This window comes from Streptomyces sp. NPDC050636, from assembly GCF_040654775.1.
Lineage (GTDB): Bacteria > Actinomycetota > Actinomycetes > Streptomycetales > Streptomycetaceae > Streptomyces.
Map to the genome: position 1 here is coordinate 1 of NZ_JBFAIP010000065.1, position 20,969 is coordinate 20,969.

The window sequence follows — 20,969 nt, forward strand, 5'->3', positions numbered from 1 at the left end:
CCGGCGTCACCACCTCCGACCTCCTCGTCATCAACAAAACCGACCTCGCCCCCTACGTCGGCGTCAACCTCGAAAGCATGGCCCGCGACGCCAAAGCACAACGCGGCGAACTCCCCGTCGCCTTCACCGCCCTGAAGTCGCAGAACGGCGTCCAGCCGGTCGCCGACTGGGTCCGCGCGCGGCTGGCGGACTGGACCGCGGGCCCGGTATGACCCCCGCACTCCCCGGAACTGCGGTGACGCGGTCCGCCGCCCTCTCGGCGACCGGTCTGCGGGCCACCGCCCGTATCACCGCGCGGGCCGATGCACACGGCACCACCCGGCTGCCCGTCCTCGACGGCGACGGCCCGCTCGCGCTGCGCCGGGTCCGGGCGCACGGGAACCAGGCCCGGGTGTGCGTCGTGGGTGCCATGAGCGCGCCGCTCGGCGGGGACCGGCTGTGCATCGAGGCCATCGCCGAGGCGGGCGCGCGGCTGCACATCACGGCCGCGGCGGCGACCGTCGCGCTGCCCGGCCGTACCGCCGGACACGCCACCTACGACGTGCGGTTGACGGTGGCCGACGGGGCGCGGCTGGACTGGCTGCCCGAACCGCTGATCTCCGCCGCGGGCAGCGATCTGCGGATGATGACGACCGTCGACCTGGCCCCCACCGCCCGCCTCGTGCTCCGCGAGGAACAGGTCCTGGGCCGCAGCGGCGAGCAGCCGGGCACGTTGCGCAGCCGGCTGACCGTCCGCCGCGCCGGCCGCACCCTGCTCGACCAGGAGACGGCCTATGGCCCCGGCGTCCCCGGCTGGGACACCTCGGCCGTCCTGGACGGCCAGCGCGCCGTCGGGCAACTCCTTGTCGTGGACCCGGAGTTGGACGACAAGCCGGCCGATGTGCGGCTGCTGGGGGATGCGGCGGGCGAGCGGGCCGGGAACGGCGACGCCGCGGGGCGTGGCGTGCTGGCGCCGCTCGCCGGTCCCGCGGCCCTGGCCACCGTCATCGCCCCGGATGCGCTGCTGCTGCGGCGCCTCCTGGATGAGGCCGCCGAGGTTGCCCCGAGCGCCGCCGCCGGGTGAGGGCGCCCGGACCGGCGCCCTCATGCGCGTCACACCTCCAGATCGATTTCGAGCCGGGCGAGGCGGTGGCGCGCCAGCGCGAGGTTGGCGCGCTTGCGGTCCAGCACCAGGTAGAGGAAGAGGCCGTTGCCGTTCTTGCCGGTCACCGGGCGTATCAGGTGGTACTGCGAGGTCAGTGTGATGAGTATGTCCTCAATGGCACCCTGGAGTTCCAGCATTTCCATGGTGCGCAGCTTGGCGCGTACGACATCGGTATTTCCGGCCGCGGCGACATTGAGGTCCAGGGCATTGTTGTCGCCGAGCGTGGCGAGCGCCATGCCGCTGGTGTAGTCGACAAGGGCGACGCCGATGGCGCCCTCAATGGTCGACATCGCTTCGGCGAGAGCGGATTCCATCTGAGCCATGACAGATTCAGGCCTTTCGTTTTCTGGGGTGCATTGTTGTCCGGGTGGGTGATTACTGGCGCGGTGCGGCGTCCACGAGCGCGCCGATGCGTTCCGCTGCCCGTCTGGCCTGGAGATGCAGCCGCCCCACGTTTGTGTCGGGGCCGGCCACGGCCGTGAGGACGGCGCGGCGACCGGCCGAGTAGGCCGCGATATAGCCGCTGGTGCCGCGGGTCAGGGACTCCTCGAAGGTGCCCTGCCCGGTCGCCTCGGTGAGGCGTTGGGCGACCCCGATGGCCGCGGCGGTGAGCGCGGCGAGGCCGTCCGGTTCGATATCGCGGAGATCGTGCGCGATGACCATGCCGTCCGCGCTGGCGACCATTCCGCCCTGCAGATGGCGCACTTGGTCGCGCAGTATCTGAAGTTCTTCCTGTAAGAGGGGTTCGATCGTCATCAGTCTCCTTTTTCTGGCACGCTTTCCGAGTAATTGCTTCATGGCCGGGGTTCGCCAGGGATCAGGAATTGGCAAGGTCCCGGGAATTCGCAAGGATTCGGGAGTTCACGAGGTCTCACAGGTTTTCCTCCAGCGCCGTACGCAGTCGGACAAGGAGGGCAATATCCGGGTCGGCGGTATCGAGGATGTCCGGGACCGGGAGTTGCCAGGTCGGGGCGCGGCGGCTGTCGGGTGCGGGATGCCCGTCCAGGCAGGCACCGGGCCGCCGCCGGGGGAGGGGCGTCGGTGACTGCGGCATACGGACGAGGCCGGCCGCAGCGAGCCGGCGGATGTCGAGCAGCGTCACAAACGCGGACTGGCCCAGTGCGCGGGCGAGTTCATGCGGAGTGTGCCGGCCGTCGGCACGGTCGAGCAGCCGCCGCTGCCGACCGGTGGTGGAGGGACCCGAGCGGCCCGGGGGGACCGGGACGACGGGTGAGGTGTCGGCCGCCTCCCAGGGGCGCAGCTGGTCGAGCAGCGCCCTGCGGCGGGCCGTCGCCCGCTGGAGGGCGGCGGCGCTGATCCGCCGTACGACGCCCAGCCAGTGTGCGGTGCCCGGGGTGAAGGAGGTGGTCTCGGGCGGCAGGGGGAGGGCGAAGAAGGCGGCGTCGAGAAGGGCGCCGAGATGGCAGATCTCCAGTTCGCCCTGCGTCAGCCAGCCTTCCCTGACCAGGAACTGGCCGCCGCTGTGGTGCGGGCCCGCCGTTTCGACGGCGTTCCGCCAGCCGTGCGACGGCACCTTGCCGGCGGCGGTGAGCCGCACATCGAGCCCCGGTGCCGTGGCGGCTTCGACGCAGTAGACCGCGCCGTCGAGCAGATAGAAGCAGCCGTTGGGGCCGCGGAGAACGCCGGTGACGCGTTCGGCGGCGAATCGATCGAGCAATCCGGCGGCAGCGTGCGGCGTGCGTGGAGGTAAGGGCCGGCCCATCTCTCAGGCCGCGACCAGCTCCGCCGCCAGCTCGCGTAACCGTAACCGGGCGACGGCGAGGTTGGCCTGCCCCCGGTCCAGCCAGAGGTAGAGATACGTCTGGCTGTCGAAGGCCGTGTGCACGAAGCGGATGAGGTGGTAGCTGCCCGCTGCCGTGATGATGAGGTCCTCCAGAGCCGGACCGGAGCCGCCCGCGGTGTCGAAGGTGGCGTTGCGCGCCACGGCCTGGACCACCTCGGCGGTGTCCGCTGCGGCCGCTTCGTGATCGCCGTGCGGTGCCCGCCCGGCCGTACCGAGCGTCAGACCGCTGGTCCAGTCGATCAGTCCGGCACCCAGGACGCCGGGAATCCCCATCGCTCGGGACAACACCTGATCGATACCCGGCACTTCGGATCTCCTTCTGGACTGTTCGTACGGGACTGCGCGCGGCGGACGGTTCGCACCGAGGTGAAAACGCCGAGGCCCTCCCTCGTGGCAGCGTGTGGGAGAGCCTGCACGGAAGGTTACATACCGGATTGCTGCTGGCACATGCCCTACCGGCGGGTGCCAGGCAATTGACGTGTTATCGCCCCTCTGCGGCCCGTTGTCGTCCGATGGGCCAGATGGCCTACAGGCACTTCCCGCCCGGTCGCGCGGCAGCCGTAAAAATCCTACGGGTTGGTAAAGAATTGCCGGTTCGCGATGGTCACACCTGTTCAGGAAGGGATGTGAGAAGCAAGGATCCTCTTTGTAGCTCTGTGATCATCGCCGCCACAAGCGGCGCACCATGCAGGGGGATCAACCACGTGAGACGAACAGCAGCGCTCGGCGCCGCCGGCACCCTGGTGACCGGCACGCTCCTCGCCGGAGCGATAGCCGCCACGCCCGCCACCGCGGGCGAACACCACAAGGGCGCATCGCCCGAATCGCGCGGCGTACAGACCGCCGCCGCGCGCGCAGCCAAGACAGGCATCGACTGGCAGGACTGCCCCGCGGACTGGGGACTGAAGACCCCCGTCCAGTGCGGCTATGTCACCGTCCCGGTCGACTACGCCAAGCCCGACGGACGCACCATCAAGATCGCCGTCGACCGGGCCCTCAGCACCGGGGACAAGAAGGAGCGACAGGGCTCCCTCCTCTACAACCCCGGCGGCCCCGGCGGTTCGGGCATGAAGTTCCCGACCCGCATCACCACCAAGAACCCGCTGTGGACCAAGGTCGCGAAGGCGTACGACTTCGTCGGCTTCGACCCGCGCGGCGTCGGCCACTCCGCGCCGATCTCCTGCATTGACCCGCAGGAGTTCGTCAAGGCCCCCAAGGCCGACCCGGTGCCGGACAGCGAGGCGGACAAGCTCGCCCAGCGCAAGCTCGCCAAGGAGTACGCCGACGGCTGCGCCGAGCGCAGCGGCGACCTCCTGCCGTACATGACGACCGCGAACACCGTCCGTGACCTGGACGTGATCCGCGCCGCGCTGGGGGAGAAGAAGCTCAACTTCCTCGGCGTCTCCTACGGCACCTACATGGGCGCGGTGTACGCGACGCTCTTCCCGGACCACGTCCGCCGGATGATCGTCGACAGTGTCGTCAACCCCTCGCGCGAGAAGATCTGGTACCAGGCCAACCTCGACCAGGACCTCGCCTTCGAGACCCGCTGGGGCGACTGGAAGAAGTGGGTCGCGAAGAACGACGCGACGTACCACATCGGTGACACCGACGAGAAGGTCCAGGCGGCGTGGGAGAAGCTGCGCGCGACCGCCAAGAAGAACCCGATCGGCGGAGTCGTCGGCCCGGCCGAACTGACCGGCTTCTTCCAGAGCGCTCCGTACTACGACTCCTCCTGGGCCTCCACGGCCGAGGCGTGGCGCGCGTACCTCGCCGGTGACGAGAAGCCGCTGATCGAGAACGCCGGCCCGGACATGAACGACAAGGCCGGGAACGTCGCTTCCGAGAACAGCAACGCCGTCTACACGGCTGTCGAGTGCACCGACGCCAAGTGGCCCACCAGCTGGCAGAAGTGGGACCGGGACAACACCCGGATCCACCAGCAGGCGCCGTTCATGACCTGGTCGAACGCCTGGATGAACCTGCCCTGCGCCACCTGGTCGGCCAAGCAGCAGCGGCCGGTCGACGTCAAGACCGGCAAGGGTCTGCCGAACGTCCTGATCGTGCAGAGCGCCCGTGACGCGGCGACCCCGTACGAGGGTGCCGTCGAGCTGCACCAGCGGCTCAAGGGCTCCCGTCTGATCACCGAGCGGGACGCCGGTTCCCACGGTGTCACCGGCCTGGTCAACCCCTGCATCAACGAGCGGGTCGACACCTACCTGCTCACGGGCAAGACGGATGCCGCGGATGTGACGTGCGCCCCGCACGCCACGCCCGAGCCCGGCAAGCCGGCGGCCAAGGCGGCCCACAACGGGTCCACCGACCTTCCGGTCGCTCCCTGACCGTCGCCTCGGCGCTTCATGTGCTGCCTCCACGGGCGGCCGGGATCCCTCCCGGCCGCCCGTGCGGCCGCGTCATCCGGTGAGAACGTCGGTAAAGGTCCTGGTGAAAGCGGCCCTGGTGGGGGAGTCGTCCCGGCGGTCCAGCACAGCGAAGACCACATGGTCGAACCAGCCGGCGAAGCGGCCGCCGTCCAGCAGCTGGGCCGCGAACGCCCGTGCCACATCGGCCGGTTCATTGCGGAAGACCCCGCAACCCCAGGCGCCGAGCACCAGTTGACGGTGCCCCCCGACCGCCGCGACCTCCAGTACACGCTCCGCGCGAGCCGCCAGCGCCGCCGCCACCCGGCCCGCCTCGGCCGGCCGCTGCCGCGCGATGACCCCGGCATTCGGCGCCGCCGCCGTCAAGAAACCCGCCTCGTACGGTACTTCCAGCAGCGCGCCCCGGTCGTCACGGAACACCGGCACGCCGGGGGAGAGAATCACCCGGTGGCTGTAGAACGGGCTTGGCTCCGCCCGATGCGCGGCATAGAAATCCGGCGCCTCGCGCACACACGTATACAGCGCCGACCCGCGGCACAGCGCCTCCTCCTGGGCCTGCGCGCCGTTGAGATAGCCGCCGCCGGGATTGCGTGCCGAGGCGAAGTTGAGCACGGCCACCCGGCCGGGCTGCCCGCCGCCCTCCGCCGCCAGCCGGCGGCCGGCCGTGAGGCTGCCTTCCCCCGTCACCTCGAACACCGTGCGCGCGCCCGGGGCTTCGCCCGTTACGGCCACCGGCTCCGGGCCGTACAGCCGGGTCCCCGCCCGTGCCTTCTCGACCGCCCCCGCGATCTCCACCAGCCGTCCGCTCGGCGCGCGGTACGCGCCCGCCGTGACGATCCGTTCCGTCTCCTGCGCCATTCCGCGCAACCGCGCGCTCATCGTCGGTCCCCCGTATCCCGGTCACCGACTCCAGCAAACGCTGGGAGGTGCCCCATCGATCAAGGTACGGCCCGGCAGCCCGCCCCGCGACGGGATTTCGGCACCCGGCGCGCGGGTAACGCGGGCCCCACGGCTCAGCTTCCGGTGCCGCTACCGTGCCCGCGCCGGCCCCGTGCCCGGACCTGCGCCTGTGCCTCCGCCTTGGCCTCGCCGGCGTACGTATCGACGTACTCCTGCCCGGACAGGGTGAGGATCGCGTACATGATCTCGTCGGTGACGGCGCGCAGCGCGATGTGCTCGTCCGCCATGGCCGCATACCGCGAGAAATCCAGCGGCGCGCCGAACCGGATACCGATCCGCATCACCCGCGGCAGCCGCCGCCCGGTCGGCTGCGCCTCGAACGTGCCGATCATCGCGCACGGCACCACCGGCACCCCCGCCTTGATCGCCATCGCGGCGACCCCGGTGCGTCCCTTGTAGAGCCGTCCGTCGTGCGAGCGGGTGCCCTCCGGGTAGATCCCCAGCAGCCGGCCCTTGCGCAGCACCGAGAGCCCCGAAGAGATCGCCGCCTGTGAGGCGCGGCCGCCGGAGCGGTCCACCGGGATCTGCCCGATGCCCCGGAAGAACGCGGCGGTGAGCCGTCCCTTCAGACCGGGGCCGGTGAAGTACTCGGCCTTGGCCAGGAAGGTGACCCGGCGCGGCAGGATCGCGGGCATCACGAAGTGATCGGCGAATGACAGATGATTGCCCGCGATGATGGCCGCGCCCGCTTCCGGCACATGCTCAAGCCCCTCGACCCGCGGCCGGAAGATCAGCCGCAGCAACGGCCCGAGCAGCACGTACTTGAGTACCTGGTAGAACACGTCAGCCCCCCCACTCTGCCGGGACCGCCTTCGGCAGCAGCGTGGTTCCAGGTCACGAGTGATCCCGGGCGTGGTCAGTGTAGGGGCAGGGTGATGATGTGTAACCAGGGCCTGTCCGATGGGTCAGGGCCGGTGTTTCCGGTTCGACGGCTCGCCGGCGGGGCGATGACCGTCCACATGGAACGGGTGCCAGAGGTGAAGTTCGCCATGGCCGCCGCCGAACCGCTCGCGCAGATTCCGGAATTGGTGGTTCTGCATGACGAAGTGGGCGGGTTCGCCGAGCAGACGGTCGACGGCCCACATGAGAGGACGCGGTCGGCCACGGCCACGGGTGCGCACGATGAGGCGGGTCTCCCCGTCCGGGGCCGGCTCCAGGTGGAATCCCCAGATCCCGCCGCTGTAGGCCGGCGGCAGGGGCCAGTGCTGCGGGTCGAAGGACGCGCAGGACGGCAGCTTCAGATCGGCGCGCAGGACCAGCGACCTGGGCGGATCCACGACCACCGCGGTGAACCACGCCTTGCCGTTCGGCAGCGAGTCCAGGTGCCGGCCCTCCTTGAGGTCCTGCCACTCCGGCACGATCCTCCGGGCGCTCGGCCGGCCTCCGTTGTCGAGCCGGTCCCAGCTGTACCAGCCGGCCCGGTCGCAACCCATCTGCTGCAACCACGCCCAGACCTCCTCGGGCCGCGCCGGCAGGGTGGTGGCCATCGTGGTCTGGCCGTCCGGATACGGCACGAGCTCGTCCCCAGGGAAGGAGCGGGACGCTTCCTCTCCCGTCGCGCCCCAGCGCAGGATGCGCGGCCGCACGGTCCTGCCGTAACCACCGAGCGCGATGGCCAGGAGCACCGCGAGCCGTTTCACGAGCGGTCTCTTCTCCTTCATACGCTCACTCTCATCCATGCTCTCGTTCATGTCGTCAGGGCTTCTCCCGCCCCGACACGGTGCGGCGGGGCTCTGACGCCGGGGGAGCGGCGGAACTCCGACGGTGCTCGATGAGGCGCCGCCGCACCTGGCCGACCAGGGCGTTCAGCCGCTCGGACGGCACCGCTCGCGGCGCGATCGGGGACCGCACCCGCAGGGCGGCATGCGGCAACTCCTCCAGATCGGCGGTGAACCGCGCCTGCTCCTCTTCGAGAGCCGGGCGCTCCGCGATGCGCCGGCCGTCCCGCATCGCCGGCTCCAGCAGCCGGTGGCCCCGCCCGGGAGCCCCCTCGTCCCGGAGACCGATCACATCCGCGTACCCGGGACAGCGGAACACCTGCTTCGCGCCCGGTGCCGTCACCTTCGCCGAGGACAGCTTCATCACCGGGTTTCCGTCGTACTCGACCAGCTTGTAGGCGGAGTCCAGATACGGGGCGTCGGCCGCGACCCCGATGCGGGTGCCCACGGCGTAGGTGTCGATCGGCGCTCCGGACTGGACCAGATCGTCCACGGAGTACTCGTCCAGGCCGCCGCTGGCGACGATGCGTACGTCCGGCAGCCCGGCGGCGTTGAGGATGCCGCGCGCTCGCACCGCCAGGGCACCGAGGTCGCCGCTGTCCAGCCGGATCGCCGAGCCGGTCGTGAGGTCGAGGTCCCGTAGCACGCGCGCCGCCGTGCGGACGCCCTCCTCGGTTTCGTACGTGTCCACCAGGAGCGTGATCGGGCCGGGGTGAGCACGGGCGAAGGCGCGGAACGCCTCCTCCTCCGACGGGAACGCCTCCACATACGAGTGGGCCATGGTGCCCACCGCGGGCACCCCGACGGCGGTCGCCGCCGCCACATTGCTGGTCCCGGCGAATCCCACCAGGGCACCGAGCCGCGCGGCCTGGAAACCGGCCTCGACGCCGTGCGTACGGCGCAGCGAGAAGTCCACGACCGGGCGACCCGCCGCGGCGAGCACACACCGGGCGGCCTTCGAAGCGATCGCGGTCTGGTAGCTGACCTGATTGAGCAGGTACGTCTCGACCAGCTGCGCCTGGGGGAGGGGCGCGGTGACCTCCAGCAGCGGCTCGCCGGCGAGCACGATCCGGCCCTCCGGCACCGCCCGTACCTCTCCGGTGAACTTCAGCCCCCGCAGCCTCGCCAGGTCCCGAGTGGGCCGGTTCAGCGCCGAGGCGAACGCCTCCACGTCGGCGGGTCTGATGCGGTACCCGGCCAGGTAGTCGAGCGCGGACTCCAGACCTGCGGCGACAAGGAACCCACGGCCGGGCGGCAGGTCGCGGACGAAGAGACTGAAGGTCGCCGGACGGGTCATCCGTTCCCGCAGGTACGACATCGCCATCGTCACTTCGTACAGATCGGTTGTCGTTGCCTCAGACATGCGCGTACCTCCGCACCTCCTCGCCCCAGAGGCGGCCCCGGAGCGCGTCTGCGCCGCCCCTCACCACCGTCGGACATCCGCGGAGCGCAGTCACGGGGCCAAAGGTCCCGGGTCGGGCCCGCACGGCCACCGGCAGGGACCAATGGCCCCTGTCGCCGGCCCCCGGCCCAAGAGCCACGCTGGAGAGGCGGACGCACACCGTGATCCGGTACCGGAACGAGACGGAGGCACTCGTCATGGCTTCAGCCGACACGGAACCAGCCGCCACGGAACCAGCCGTCACCGTCGGCCTCGACGGCTCCCCCGAGAGCCTGGCCGCCGCCCGCTGGGCCGCCCACGAAGCCGAACGCCGTGGGCTCACCGTGCGCCTGCTGCACGCATGGATCATGCTGTCCCCCGAGCCGACGGACGTCCCCGCGGAGATGGACCAGAACTACTGGGCGCGGCGGATCGTCCGCGATGCGCAGGCGGAGTTGCAAGGGCGTCACCCGGGGCTGTCCGTCACGGTGGACCTGGTCGCCGAGGAGCCCGCGACCGCGCTGCTGCGCGCAGCGGTGGAGTCACAGCTGCTCGTCCTCGGCTCACGTGGCCTGGAGACCGTCGAGAGCTTCTTCCTCGGCGATGTCAGCATGCACGTCGTGGCGCGGGCCGAGCGCCCGGTGGTGCTGGTGCGCGCCGGGATGCACGAAGCGGAGCCGTCGCCCGCACACGCCGGAGGCGTGGTGGCCGGCCTCGGTCTGCACGGCTCCTGCGACAGCGTGCTCGACTTCGCCTTCGCCGCCGCCGCGCAGCGTGGTGTCCCCCTGAGGGCCGTCCATGGACGCAGCCTGCCGGTCCAGGCGTTTGTGCCCTGGGGCGTCGACCCCGACGTCTCCAAGGAAATCGACGCGGCAGCCCGCAAGGAGGTCGGCGAGGCGCTCCACCCATGGCGCGAGCGGTTCCCCGATGTGCAGGTGACCGAGAGCATCCGGCTCGAAAGCGCGGCCAAGGCGGTCGTCAGGGCGGCGGAAGACTGCGATCTGCTGGTCATCGGCCGGCGGCGGCACCGGGCAGGCCTGACGGGCCGCATCGGGCCCGTGGCCAATGCGGCCCTGCATCACGCACCGTGCCCGGTGGCCGTCGTCCCCCACGACTGAGCCGGGCCGCCAAGGTGATCGGGCCACCGGTCTTCCGGTCTTCCGCCGCTCCTAATCAGTGACTGATGCCCAGACCGGGCAGGAGCAGCAGGCCCCGGTCCGCACAGCTGATGTCCGCCGCACCCAGATCCCCCGGTGTGAGCGCTCCTCGTGAGCGCACTTCCGCGATCGCTATCCGTGCGGCCGCCGCGGCACTCTCCCAGCCGGGTTCCGGGAACGTCGCCTCCCACCACCCGTGAACGGCGACCTGCCAGCCCCGGCTCTCCATCGTGGCCCGGTGGCTGCCGCCCTCCGGGGCGTCCCGGTCGTCGACGACCAGGAACATCCCCTCCGGGCTGTACCCCACCGACAGGGGCCGGTCGCCGTCCTTGTGGTTGACGATGTTGAACGCCGCCGACTCCTCATTGCCGACCTGCGCGGGCAACTGCTCCGACCACGCCCACAGGATGCTCTCCACGGACTCCTCCAGCCGGTGCCAGTCCGGAGCCATGGTCGCCGTGGGGAAGGTCGGCGCGAGGGTGCCGGGACCGTCGCGGTACAGCTGCCACAGGTACGGCAGGCTGCTGAAGAACGACACCTGCTCCTCGCCGTCGCCCACGCCGTGCGCGAAGCGGTCGGACTCGGAACGCTCCAGCTCCTCGGTCCGGCGTACCGAAACCTGCAGGCAGGCGACGCCGTGGTCGAGCAGCAGGATTCGCTCGTCGGTCCGCCAGCGGATGGTCGGGCCGTAGGCGCTGCCGCCGTAGAGGGTGGGTGGACCGATGCGGTCCACCAGGGCGTTCAGCACCTCGCGGATGGCGTTGGTGCGCTGAGCGGGCGTCATGGACGCCTTGTAGTCGCGCAGCGGGTCGGGCGGGCGGTCGAAGTCCCGCGGCAGGGGCTCGCTGCGCAGACGTTCGGCGACGTCCGCGATATCGCCTCCGTCGGTGACTCCCCGCCTCCGCGTATCCATATATCCACTCTGCCTGAAATGCCGTCTTTGGCAATATCGGGCGGGCCCGTCAGCCGGTGAGCCGGAAACCGGTGATCAGGCCGGGGCGGATGCGTACCGCATGGTCCATGGCGTGGTCCACCCACGGGCGGAGCAGCCGCTGGTATCGGGCCAGGTCCCGGGGCTCTGTGACCAGGCACGCATAGCCGGTGACGACCACGCTCCAGCCGAGGTGGGTGGTGGGGTCGATGGCGTCGGCCTCGTACGCGACGACGGCGCCCGGATCGGCCTGCCGGGTGTGTGCGGCCAGCGCCGCGTCGGCATGGGTGCGGATGACGATGTCGCCGTTGTCCACGATGTGGTTGACCGGACGGATCGCGGGCAGCGCCTGCCGGGTGAAGACGACCCTGCCCAGCGGGACGCCGGCCAGCAGCCGCAGCGCCTCGGTGCTGTCCATTTCGACCGTGCGGCGGGGCCGGGTTCCCCCGGGGCGGGTCGGCGGGCGGGGCATCATGCGTATCCCTTCGTACGGTGCGACCTGCGCACGCCGCGCGGGTGGCCGGGCCATGACCCATCGGACAGGCCCTAGTACAGAGCCCGCCGATCGCTTGGCGCCAGGGGCCGTTCGGCCCTGCCGCCGTCCGCGCGAACTGTGTTGACTGATCTTCAGGGGCCGCTCGCGGGCGACACCGGGCGGGCCCTTCCGGCACGAGGGCGAGCGGGAGGTACAGCAATGGCGGCGAAGCGGTCGGAGCTGGGCGCGATGGGCGAAGGGTGCGACCGGGCCGACACGGGCCACAGCACCGGAACCGGCGGATTCGGAGACTACGACGCGTACCACGCGCTGCTCGCACGAAGGGACGCGATGCGGCTGCGTCAGCGGCTGCTGGCCCCCGCGCGGGGAGCATCCCGGGCCTTGCCTCCGTACGCCGCCCGCCGGCGCGGAGCCGGGAGTTCCTATGACGGGGCGGCCGACCAGCGGGTCATCACCCGGGACCTGCCGCTGGTGACCCCCTTCAGCGCGCTCATCGACCACCTGTATGCGGCCATGTTCGAGCAACACCCCTATCTGCGCGGACTGTTCCCCGCGTCCATGGAATTCCAGCGCACGCACCTGGAACGGGCCTTCTGGTACCTGATCGAGAACCTGCACCGCCCCGACGAGGTGGCCGCCGTCTGCGCCCGACTGGGCCGCGACCACCGCAAGTTGGGTGTGCTGCCGGTGCACTACGAGGTGTTCGAGGCCGCCCTCGCCGAGGGGCTGCGCCGGTGCGCGTGCGAGCGGTGGACCGAGGGCCTGGAGCAGGCGTGGTTACGGATGCTGCGGTTCGCCGTCGCCGCGATGGTGGACGGCGCCGAAAGCGCCGTGGCCGAACCGCCCTACTGGAACGCCGAAGTGACGGGGCATGAGTTACGGCGGCCGGACCTTGCCGTGCTCCATGTCCGCACCGGTGAGCCCTACCCCTACCAGGCCGGACAGTACGCGCGCCTCCAGTCGCCGCTGCTGCCGCACGCCTGGCGCCCCTACGCCCTCGCCTGCGCTCCGCGTCCGGGCGGTGAGCTGGAGTTCCACATCCGCCGGACCGGGCCGGGCGGGCTGAGCCAGGCCCTGGTGGCGCACACACATGTCGGAGACAGCCTGCGGCTGGGGCCGCCGCAGGGCGCGATGACGCTGGACGACAACCTGACGCGGGATGTGCTGATCGTGGCCGCCGGAACCGGCTGGGCCACCGCCAAGGCCCTGCTGGAGGAGCTGGCGGCCCGGCGTACCCCCGGCCGTACCGCCCGGCTGTTCCTCGGCGCCCGCACCCGCGACGACCTGTACGACAGGCGGGCGCTGGCCAGGCTGGAGCGCCGCTGCCCGTGGCTGCGGGTGGTCCCGGTGATCGGCGAGGACGCCGCGGCCCCCGCGTACGGCCGGCTGGTCGAAGCGGTGGCCCGGGACGGCGACTGGTCCGGCCACCTGGCCTACGTCAGCGGACCGCCCACCATGGTCACCGCCGTGGTGCGGCGGCTGGCCGACCTGAACCTCCCGGCCGACCGGATCCGCCACAGCCCCGCCCTCGGCGCCACCGCCCGCGCCGAACGCTGACCCGTGACAAGACCTCCCGAGACACGCGACAAGACCTCCGACGGAGCCACACACATGCACCCACACGCCGCCCCCGCCGCCCCCGCCGCCCCCGCTTCCCCCCTGCGGGTCTTCCTCCTCGACGACCACGAGGTGGTGCGCCGGGGCGTACGCGATCTGCTCGAAGCCGAGCCGGACATCACCGTGACCGGCGAGGCGGCGAACGCGCGCGAGGCACTGGCCCGGGTGCCCGCGGCGCGCCCGCATGTGGCCGTGCTGGACGTACGGCTCGGCGACGGCGCGAGCGGCGGAAGCGATCACGAGGGGGTCGAGGTGTGCCGTGAACTCCGCGCCCGTACACCCGAGTTGGCCTGTCTGATGCTGACATCCTTCGATGACGACGAGGCGCTGTTCGACGCCATCATGGCGGGGGCGGCCGGCTATGTGCTCAAGCAGATCGGCGGTTCCGACCTGGTGACCGCGGTACGTACGGTCGCCACGGGCAGGTCGATGCTGGATCCCCGGACGACCGCACGGGTGATGGACCGGCTGCGCCGCCCCCAGCCCTCCGGCGCCCCGGAGCTGGACCGGCTCTCCCCACGGGAGCTGGAGATCCTGCAGCTGATCGGGGAGGGGCTGACGAACCGGCAGATCGCCGAGCGGGTGTATCTGGCGGAGAAGACGGTCAAGAACCGGGTCTCGGCCATCCTCTCCAAGCTGGGGGTGGGCCGCCGCGTCCAGGCGGCGATCCTCGCCGAGCGCCTCAAGGAGCAGCAGGTCTCCCGGACGGTCTAGACGAGTAAGTCCTGTGTCCCTTCTGGCTCGCCCTACGGCCGGACAAAGGGAACACAGGACTTACTCGTCCAGGGGCGGCCCGTCCGGCAGGTCACCCCTGTGCGGGCAGCGGCACGCGCCACACGATCCGGGTGCCGCCGTCCGACGGGGAGCGTAAGGCCAGCGTGCCGCCGTACTGCTCGGCCCGGGAGCGCATGTTGGCCAGCCCGCCGGTGTGCTCGACGGTGCCCATGCCCAAGCCTATGCCCACGCCGTCGTCGGTGACCGTGAGCGTGAGATGGTCCCCCGTGCCCGGCACCGCGAGGACCACGTCCGCCCGGTGCGCATGGGCGTGCCGGGCGATGTTGCTGAGGGATTCGGCGGTCACCGCCAGCACATGCTCGGCCAGTTCGTCCGGAACGCCGGAATCCACGGGGCCTTCGACACGCAGGGACGGGGTGAACCCGAGCGACTGGGCCGCGAGGTGGGCGGTCTCGGCCATCCGGCGGCGCAGGCGCGGCCCGCCGCGGCCGTCGTCGGCCGTGGCCGTCCGCAGTTCGAAGATGGTCGACCGGATGATCTTGATGGTGGTGTCCAGGTCGTCCACCGCACGGGAGACCCGGTCGGCGGCGTCCGGGCGTTCGATCATGCGGGTCGCGCTCTGCAGCGTCATCCCGGTGGCGAACAGCCGCTGGATCGCCAGGTCGTGCAGGTCGCGCGCGATACGGTCGCGGTCGTGCAGGACGGCCAGTTCCTCCGACTCGGCGCGGTGCCGGGCGAGTTCGAGGGCGATCGCGGCCTGGTCGGCGAAGCCGGAGATCAGCGTCACCTCGGTGTCGTCGAAGGTCGGGCGGCCGGCCCGGCGGCTCAGCCGCAGCGCTCCGCACGCGGCGGCGTCGAGGGGCAGCGGTACCGCCACGGTGGGACCGTCCGCCTCCCCGTCGCCGCCGAGCCGGTGGGCACGGGAGTCGGCGCCGATCTCCGCGGTCACCACGGGTTCTTTGGTACGCGCGGCCAGACCGGCCAGCGACCCCGCCGCGGGAACGGTCGTCCCCCGGATCGGCTCCGCGCCATGGCCGAGCGCCACCCGTACGGCGAGCCGGCCTTCGTCACCGCTGGGGAGCAGCACGGCGGCCAGGTCCGCGTCGGCGGCCTCCATCGCCCGCCGGGCGATCAGCTGGAGCACCCGGCTCACCTCGGTACCGGCGAGCAGGCTGCTGGTGATCTCACCGAGCGCTTCGAGCCAGCGTTCCCGGCGGCGGCTCTCGTGGTACATACGGGCGTTGTCGATGGCGATCCCGGCCGCGATGGACAAGGTGGTCAGCACCTTCTCGTCGTCCGCGTCGAACCCTCCGCCGCCGCGCTTCTCGGTGAGGTAGAGATTGCCGAAGACCTCGTCCCGGACGCGGATGGGCACCCCGAGGAACGTGCGCATCGGCGGGTGGTGCTCGGGGAAGCCGTAACTGCTCGGATGCCGGGTGAGGTCCGTCAGCCGCAGCGGCTCGGGGTTCTGGATGAGCTCCCCGAGAATGCCATGACCGCAAGGAGACTGGCCGATCTTCGACACGAGGTCGTCGGCCATGCCCACCGGCAGGAACTCGGACAGCCGCTGCCCGTCGCCGACCACTCCCAGCGCGCCGTACTCGGCGCCGGCGAGGGTGACCGCCGCTTCCACGATGCCCCGCAGTACCTGGGGGAGTTCAAGGCCGCGCCCCACGTCCATGACGGCGGTGAGCAGGCTGTGGATCCGGTCCGGTACGTCGAGCCTCGGCCACGGCGATGTCGATGTCGATGCCGTGTGGGGTAATGCTTCGGTCATACCTGCCTGCTCCTGAACCGGTTCTCGGGCAGCAGCAGCGTATGGCACAAGCGGCGCAGCCGAGGGCTTACCAGCAGGTCAGGCGAGGTATCCAGCCACGCGCCACACACAGATCGAGGAAGCCGGGAAGACCGGTGACCGGGCTGCTCGCCTCCGGGGAGGGCCGCTCGGCCCATGGGCCCGGCCACCGCTCACCGTGATGCTGGAGGCAGGCAGGCCGTGCTCTGGTGGTCTGGAGGTGCGTCATGGCAGCGCCCGTCGTCGTGGGACTGGACGATTCCGAGGCAAGCCTGACCGCGGCGCGCTGGGCCGCCGACGAGGCAGCCGTGCGCGGCCTTCCGCTGCACCTTCTGCACTCCTGGGTCTCTCAGCCATTGGACTCCGGCATCGCGCAGGAAGCCTCCGACAAGCAGCGTTACGGGGAGGAGGTGCTCGGCGCCGCCGAAGCAATCGCGCACAAGCTGCACCCGGAGCTCACCGTGACGACGGAGCAGGTTCCCGAGCAGGCGGTGCAGGCGCTGGTGGAGCACAGCGGGCAGGCGGCCTTGATGGTGCTCGGGTCACGCGGACGCGGCGCTCTCGCGGGCTTTCTGCTCGGCTCGGTCAGTCTGCACGTTCTCGGGCGGGCGGAGTGTCCCGTGGTGACGGTGCGCGCGAAGGAAAGCGGTACGCCCGAGGACGCGGCGGCGCACGAGGCGGAGGCCCAGCCGGAGATCGCGGAGCCGGAGATCGTGGTCGGTGTGCACGACGTGGGGCCGGTCGACGAGGCCGTGCTCGATTTCGCCTTCACCGCTGCCGATATGCATCACAGGAAACTCCGCGCCGTCCGGGCCTGGGGGCCGCCCACGTTCGTCAGCCCCGTCCCGACCGCGCCGCCCACCCTGCCGGACGAGATCACGCTGTTCACGTCCGGAGAGGAACAGGCACTCGCCGAAGCGCTCGCGCCCTGGCAGACGAAGTTCCCCGGCGTCGAGGTGATCCAGCACGTCGAAAGCGGGTCGGCCGCACCGGTGTTGCTGGGTGCCGCCTGCCACGCCGGGCTGCTGGTCGTCGGGCGGCGCACGCATCGTTCGCCGATGAGACTCGGCCCTGTGGCGCATGCGGCGCTGCACCATGCCTGCTGCCCGGTGGCGGTCGTCCCGCGTGACTGACTCGCCGGCCGTTCCGCATGACTGGTCCGACTCGCTGTGACCGTGCCCCCGTGCCCCCGTCTGCCCGTCTGCCCGCTGCTACCGCTCCTGTGGACGAGGCACAGCGACGAGCGGGCACTCTGCGTGGTGGAGCGCCCCCTGGCTCACCGAGCCCAGCAGCATTCCGGCGAAACCACCGCGGCCCCTGGTTCCCGTCACCAGGGCGAGGGCGTGCCGCGATTCCCGGACCAGCACCTCCACCGGATGGCCGGCCATCACCTCATGGTGCAGATCGACGTCCGGATAGCTCTCCGTGCGCCCGGAAACCGCCTCGTAGAGCACCGCACGGCACTCCCGCCAAGCGGCGTCCTCGTCGAGATTCCCGAGCAGTTGCGGATGCCACACGTAGATCGCGCGCAGCATGGCCCCGCGCAGCGCCGCCTCCTCGAATGCGAAGTCGATGGCGGCCTGCGAGGTCGGGCTGCCGTCGACGCCCACGACCACGTACGGCTGCTCCTGAACCGTGTGCTCCCAGTGCCGCACCACCGCAACGGGACACCGCGCATGGGCCATGACGGGCAGCGCCACGGAGGCGGAGGTGAAGAGTTCCTGCCGCGCCGAGAGGAACTCGGAACCGAGCACGATCATCTCCGCCCCGGGACCCTGTTCACCCAGCACCCACGACGGTTCGCCCTCGGCGAGCAGCCCCGTCACGGGCAGCTCCGGATGGCGCTTCTCGGCGAACGCGACGGCCTCACTGAGCGTGTGCTCGCCCGAGCGGTGCAAGGCGTGCTTCCACTGCTGCCAGGACGGCAATTGCTCCGCCTCGGTGACCGCCACAGTGGCCCGTCCCTGTGCATGCACCACGGTCAGCGGCAGCCCGCGGCGGTTCGCCTCGTCGGCGGCCCACGCGAGCGCCAATCGATGCCGGGTGCCGGACTCGACGCCGACGACGATCGGCCGGTGTCCTGCGGAAGGTGTCGTCGTATGCACCGCGGCCCTCGCAATCGGAACGTGTTCTGCGCCGTGCTCAATGAATCAGGATCAGGATCAGGATCAGGGTCGGGGTCGGAAGCGGAATCGGGAAGCGGGAATCGGGCGGCCGCCGGAGCGTGGACCTGCGGCCTGCGGAGACCTAGGTGCCCGTGCGTGCCATGTCGTGGTCGGCCACCCGCATCAGATGCCCGGCGAGGTCGTGCATCGCGCGGGCCGCCGCCAGCTCGTCCCCGATCTCCGGTACGTCCGTGTCGCGGGGACTGCATCTGGCGGTGCCATGCCCGGTCATCGACGAGGTACCGGTGTCCAGCACCACCCGCGCCTTGGTCGTCCCGTCCTCCTCGAAGAGGTACAGACGGACATTCCATTCCAGTGTCCTGCTCATGGCCTGCCTCCGCATGCTCCGCATCGTCCGTACGTCCCGGGGAACCTCCGCATCCGGGTGGGCTCCCCGAAGCGCGCGCGGAACGCCGCATCGGTGCCCCGTACCACCACGGTCGGATGTCGCCGTGACGGGAGGCAGGGGCCAATGGTCCCGGTGCCACGGCCGACCGGGCCTCTCCACCGTGGCGGAATCGGGCCTCTTCACCGTGGCGGAACCGGGGCGCCCGGACGGGGGGCCGGTCGGCCCATGCGCCGGTTTGCCGTGCGCCGTGAAGCTGGAGGCACGAAACGGGTCGGCCGCGGCGGGGCGGCGGCCTTTGGAAGGAGGGCGGAGGCGCATGACCAGCCACGACGCGCGCAAACCGGTGGTAGTCGGGGTCTCCCGTTCGGTAGCGGCCCGTAGTGCGCTGGACTGGGCCGCGGATGCCGCGGCCCGGCGTGGCCTGCCGCTGCACCTGATCCATGCCCAGGAGTGGCCCACGGGAGCCGCGCCGAAAGACCTGCACGACTCACGCGAGCATCTGTGGGCCACGCACTTCCGCGCTACCGGGCAGACGTTGCTGGACAGCCACCGGGGCTGGGCGGAGGATCGCCGTACCGGGTTGGAGATCACCGTGGAAGTCGTCGACGGCAGACCGGCGCATGTGCTGCGGGAGGCGGCCGAGCACGCCGCTCTCCTGGTGGTCGGCGCGCACCGGGCGTCGGGGCCGGGGGAGGCGTTCACCTTCGGCGGGGTGGGGCCGTCGCTCGTCGGGCATCCGCCGTGCCCGGTTGCGCTGGTATTCGAGCCGGAACGCGGCGGTGAGGAGTCCGGCCCTGTCGTGGTGGGGGCGGACGGTTCCGTGGCTTCCGCACCCGCGGTGGCGTTCGCGTTCGAGGAGGCCGCCTTGTGCGGTGTGCCGCTGCGGGCCGTCCTGGTACGCCGCCCGAGCCGCGGTGACTGGCCCGAGGACAACGGGGATCCCCTCTCTGAAGCGTCCGGACTGCTCTTCGGCCGGGGGGAGAAATACCCCGAGGTTCAGGTACAGCGGGAAGTGCTGATCGGACGCCCGCCGGGGAAACTGGCCGGGGCCGCGGCGGGAGCGCACTGCCTGGTCGTCGGGTCGCGCGGACACGGGGGATTCCGCGGCATGGTCCTCGGCTCCGTCAGCCGCACCCTTGTGCACCTGGCGCCGTGCCCGCTGGTGGTCGTCCCCGGGGAACCCGCGACGCACTGACCGTCTCGCGACGCAGTGACCGTCTCGCTACGAGCTGGCCGTCTCGCGCCGCCGGTACGGTCTGCGTTCACAGCTCTTCCGGGTGCTGCAAGAGCCGGTCGACCGCCCGCAGATAGCGGGCTCCGATGGCGCTGTCGGTCGCCCGGTGGTCCGCCGACAGTGTGGCCGTGACCGTGGGCCGTACGCCGACCACGCCGTCCACCGCACACGGCCGTTCGACGACGCGTCCGAAGCCGACCAGAGCGACCTGGGGCGGGTAGACCACACCCAACACCGACTCCACACCCTGGTCACCGAGATCGGTGACGGTGATCGTGGCCTCGGACGCCTCGGACGCCTCGGATCCGTGCAGTGTGCCTGCACGCGCGCGGGTGACCAGGTCCGTCAAGTCGGCCATCAAGCGCGGGAGTTCGAGGGTGTCGGCGTCGTGCAGGGCGGGCGCGATCAGTCCGCCGCCGCGCCTCGACACCGCCACGCCCAGGTGCACGCCGTCGCCCGGAGTGAAGCGGTCGTCGGTCCAGAAGCCGTTCAGCTCGGGGACTTCCCGTGCCGCGAGGGCGGCCGCTTTGAGCAGCAGGGCCGCGGGCAGCAGCCGCTCGGCAACCGGGCAGCTTCGGTTGTGTTCATGCAGCCAGTCCATCGCCGCGGCCAAGTCGACCGTCGTGGACAGGTAGTAATGCGGAGTCTGGAGGATGCGGGGACGTGCCGGGGGTGCTGCGCCGCGTGGGGGCGAGGGACCGGCGGACCGGGTGGCGGCGGCCTTGCGTACATCCGCGGCCCGGACGGCACCCTGCGCGCCGGTTCCCCGCAAGGTGCTCAGATCGACGGAGAGTACGTCGGCGAGCCGTCGGGCGAGCGGGGTCGCCGGAATCTGCGGCGGCGGGGTGACGGCGTCGACGGCCTGGTCGACATCGGCCCGTGTGACGCGACCGCCGCGTCCGGACCCATGGACGGTGTCCAGGTCGACGCCCCGCCGCTCGGCGAGATGCCGGATCAAGGGGCCCACCTCGGTGTGCGTTTCTTCGGGGGCCGGGGGAGTGAGCGGACCAAGGGGGTCACGGGGGATGGCCGTTGGCGCGGCTGCCTCACCCGGCTTCTCCTCATCACCAGGTTCACCAGGTCTCACCAGCCACTCCTGCAG

The 20,969-nt window shown here is 71.4% G+C and carries 22 protein-coding genes; 8 read left to right on the plus strand and 14 right to left on the minus strand.

All coding sequences use genetic code 11. The annotated features are described in order from the left end of the window. The coding region (locus AB0I10_RS30275) for a GTP-binding protein (RefSeq protein WP_363155857.1) at positions 1-212 on the plus strand (212 nt) is incomplete at its 5' end. Further along, the gene (locus tag AB0I10_RS30280) at positions 209-1,063 is read left to right on the plus strand and encodes an urease accessory protein UreD (RefSeq protein ID WP_363155858.1); all 855 of its coding nucleotides are present in this window, start codon (positions 209-211) and stop codon (positions 1,061-1,063) included. The genes AB0I10_RS30275 and AB0I10_RS30280, both read left to right, overlap by 4 nt. A gap of 29 nt (positions 1,064-1,092) precedes the next feature. Here the strand turns inward: AB0I10_RS30280 and AB0I10_RS30285 are convergent, their stop codons facing one another. The 4 genes from AB0I10_RS30285 to AB0I10_RS30300 all read right to left on the minus strand — a co-directional run bounded on the left by AB0I10_RS30285 (position 1,093) and on the right by AB0I10_RS30300 (position 3,254). After that, positions 1,093-1,467 carry a hypothetical protein gene (locus tag AB0I10_RS30285; protein WP_363155859.1) on the minus strand — a complete coding sequence of 125 codons (375 nt, stop codon included), beginning with the start codon at positions 1,465-1,467 and terminating at the stop codon, positions 1,093-1,095. A gap of 52 nt (positions 1,468-1,519) precedes the next feature. Beyond that, on the minus strand, positions 1,520-1,900 hold the full coding sequence (locus AB0I10_RS30290; RefSeq protein ID WP_363155860.1) for a roadblock/LC7 domain-containing protein: 381 nt from the start codon (positions 1,898-1,900) through the stop codon (positions 1,520-1,522). Positions 1,901-2,015: 115 nt separating this feature from the next. After that, positions 2,016-2,867: a hypothetical protein gene (locus AB0I10_RS30295; RefSeq protein ID WP_363155861.1), complete on the minus strand. Its 852-nt coding sequence runs from the start codon at positions 2,865-2,867 to the stop codon at positions 2,016-2,018. A gap of 3 nt (positions 2,868-2,870) precedes the next feature. Beyond that, entirely contained in the window at positions 2,871-3,254 is a 384-nt protein-coding gene (locus AB0I10_RS30300; protein ID WP_363155862.1) for a hypothetical protein, read from the minus strand. Positions 3,255-3,652: 398 nt separating this feature from the next. On the opposite strand from AB0I10_RS30300, the gene AB0I10_RS30305 reads away from it, so the two are divergent. Continuing rightward, a complete protein-coding gene (locus tag AB0I10_RS30305; RefSeq protein WP_363155863.1) occupies positions 3,653-5,290 on the plus strand; it encodes an alpha/beta hydrolase in 1,638 nt (545 codons plus the stop codon). A gap of 72 nt (positions 5,291-5,362) precedes the next feature. Here the strand turns inward: AB0I10_RS30305 and AB0I10_RS30310 are convergent, their stop codons facing one another. The 4 genes from AB0I10_RS30310 to AB0I10_RS30325 form a co-directional block, all read right to left on the minus strand. Then, positions 5,363-6,208: a TIGR02452 family protein gene (locus tag AB0I10_RS30310; protein WP_363155864.1), complete on the minus strand. Its 846-nt coding sequence runs from the start codon at positions 6,206-6,208 to the stop codon at positions 5,363-5,365. Positions 6,209-6,342: 134 nt separating this feature from the next. Further along, positions 6,343-7,071, minus strand: a complete 729-nt coding sequence (locus AB0I10_RS30315; protein ID WP_363155865.1) for a lysophospholipid acyltransferase family protein — start codon at positions 7,069-7,071, stop codon at positions 6,343-6,345. Between the two features lie 123 nt (positions 7,072-7,194). Further along, complete coding sequence (locus tag AB0I10_RS30320) at positions 7,195-7,950, minus strand: hypothetical protein (RefSeq protein WP_363155866.1); 756 nt, start codon at positions 7,948-7,950, stop codon at positions 7,195-7,197. A gap of 34 nt (positions 7,951-7,984) precedes the next feature. Then, a complete protein-coding gene (locus AB0I10_RS30325) occupies positions 7,985-9,370 on the minus strand; it encodes a nicotinate phosphoribosyltransferase (RefSeq protein ID WP_363155867.1) in 1,386 nt (461 codons plus the stop codon). A gap of 236 nt (positions 9,371-9,606) precedes the next feature. Here AB0I10_RS30325 and AB0I10_RS30330 point away from each other — a divergent pair, with 236 nt between their 5' ends. After that, positions 9,607-10,506, plus strand: a complete 900-nt coding sequence (locus tag AB0I10_RS30330) for a universal stress protein (RefSeq protein WP_363155868.1) — start codon at positions 9,607-9,609, stop codon at positions 10,504-10,506. Positions 10,507-10,561: 55 nt separating this feature from the next. On the opposite strand, the gene AB0I10_RS30335 is transcribed toward AB0I10_RS30330, so the two are convergent. Together AB0I10_RS30335 and AB0I10_RS30340 are read right to left on the minus strand one after the other, a co-directional pair. Next, on the minus strand, positions 10,562-11,458 hold the full coding sequence (locus AB0I10_RS30335) for a hypothetical protein (RefSeq protein WP_363155869.1): 897 nt from the start codon (positions 11,456-11,458) through the stop codon (positions 10,562-10,564). A 49-nt stretch (positions 11,459-11,507) separates the two neighbouring features. After that, positions 11,508-11,948, minus strand: coding sequence for a pyridoxamine 5'-phosphate oxidase family protein (locus AB0I10_RS30340; RefSeq protein ID WP_363155891.1), 441 nt, complete (start codon positions 11,946-11,948; stop codon positions 11,508-11,510). 222 nt (positions 11,949-12,170) lie between these two features. On the opposite strand from AB0I10_RS30340, the gene AB0I10_RS30345 reads away from it, so the two are divergent. Then, positions 12,171-13,529, plus strand: coding sequence for a globin domain-containing protein (locus tag AB0I10_RS30345; RefSeq protein ID WP_363155870.1), 1,359 nt, complete (start codon positions 12,171-12,173; stop codon positions 13,527-13,529). A gap of 54 nt (positions 13,530-13,583) precedes the next feature. After that, positions 13,584-14,303, plus strand: a complete 720-nt coding sequence (locus AB0I10_RS30350) for a response regulator transcription factor (RefSeq protein WP_363155871.1) — start codon at positions 13,584-13,586, stop codon at positions 14,301-14,303. A 91-nt stretch (positions 14,304-14,394) separates the two neighbouring features. Here the strand turns inward: AB0I10_RS30350 and AB0I10_RS30355 are convergent, their stop codons facing one another. Further along, on the minus strand, positions 14,395-16,005 hold the full coding sequence (locus AB0I10_RS30355; protein ID WP_363155892.1) for a GAF domain-containing protein: 1,611 nt from the start codon (positions 16,003-16,005) through the stop codon (positions 14,395-14,397). Positions 16,006-16,346: 341 nt separating this feature from the next. Here AB0I10_RS30355 and AB0I10_RS30360 point away from each other — a divergent pair, with 341 nt between their 5' ends. Next, a complete protein-coding gene (locus AB0I10_RS30360) occupies positions 16,347-17,252 on the plus strand; it encodes a universal stress protein (protein WP_363155872.1) in 906 nt (301 codons plus the stop codon). A gap of 78 nt (positions 17,253-17,330) precedes the next feature. Here the strand turns inward: AB0I10_RS30360 and AB0I10_RS30365 are convergent, their stop codons facing one another. Beyond that, positions 17,331-18,224 (minus strand): universal stress protein, encoded by an 894-nt coding sequence (locus AB0I10_RS30365; protein WP_363155873.1) that lies wholly within the window; start codon positions 18,222-18,224, stop codon positions 17,331-17,333. A gap of 142 nt (positions 18,225-18,366) precedes the next feature. Then, entirely contained in the window at positions 18,367-18,612 is a 246-nt protein-coding gene (locus tag AB0I10_RS30370; protein WP_363155874.1) for a DUF1876 domain-containing protein, read from the minus strand. A gap of 337 nt (positions 18,613-18,949) precedes the next feature. Between AB0I10_RS30370 and AB0I10_RS30375 the strand changes: the two genes are divergently transcribed. Then, positions 18,950-19,828, plus strand: coding sequence for a universal stress protein (locus AB0I10_RS30375; RefSeq protein WP_363155875.1), 879 nt, complete (start codon positions 18,950-18,952; stop codon positions 19,826-19,828). A gap of 67 nt (positions 19,829-19,895) precedes the next feature. Here AB0I10_RS30375 and AB0I10_RS30380 read toward each other — a convergent pair whose 3' ends face one another. Next, a complete protein-coding gene (locus AB0I10_RS30380; RefSeq protein ID WP_363155893.1) occupies positions 19,896-20,834 on the minus strand; it encodes a 2-oxo acid dehydrogenase subunit E2 in 939 nt (312 codons plus the stop codon). Positions 20,835-20,969: the final 135 nt, after the last annotated feature.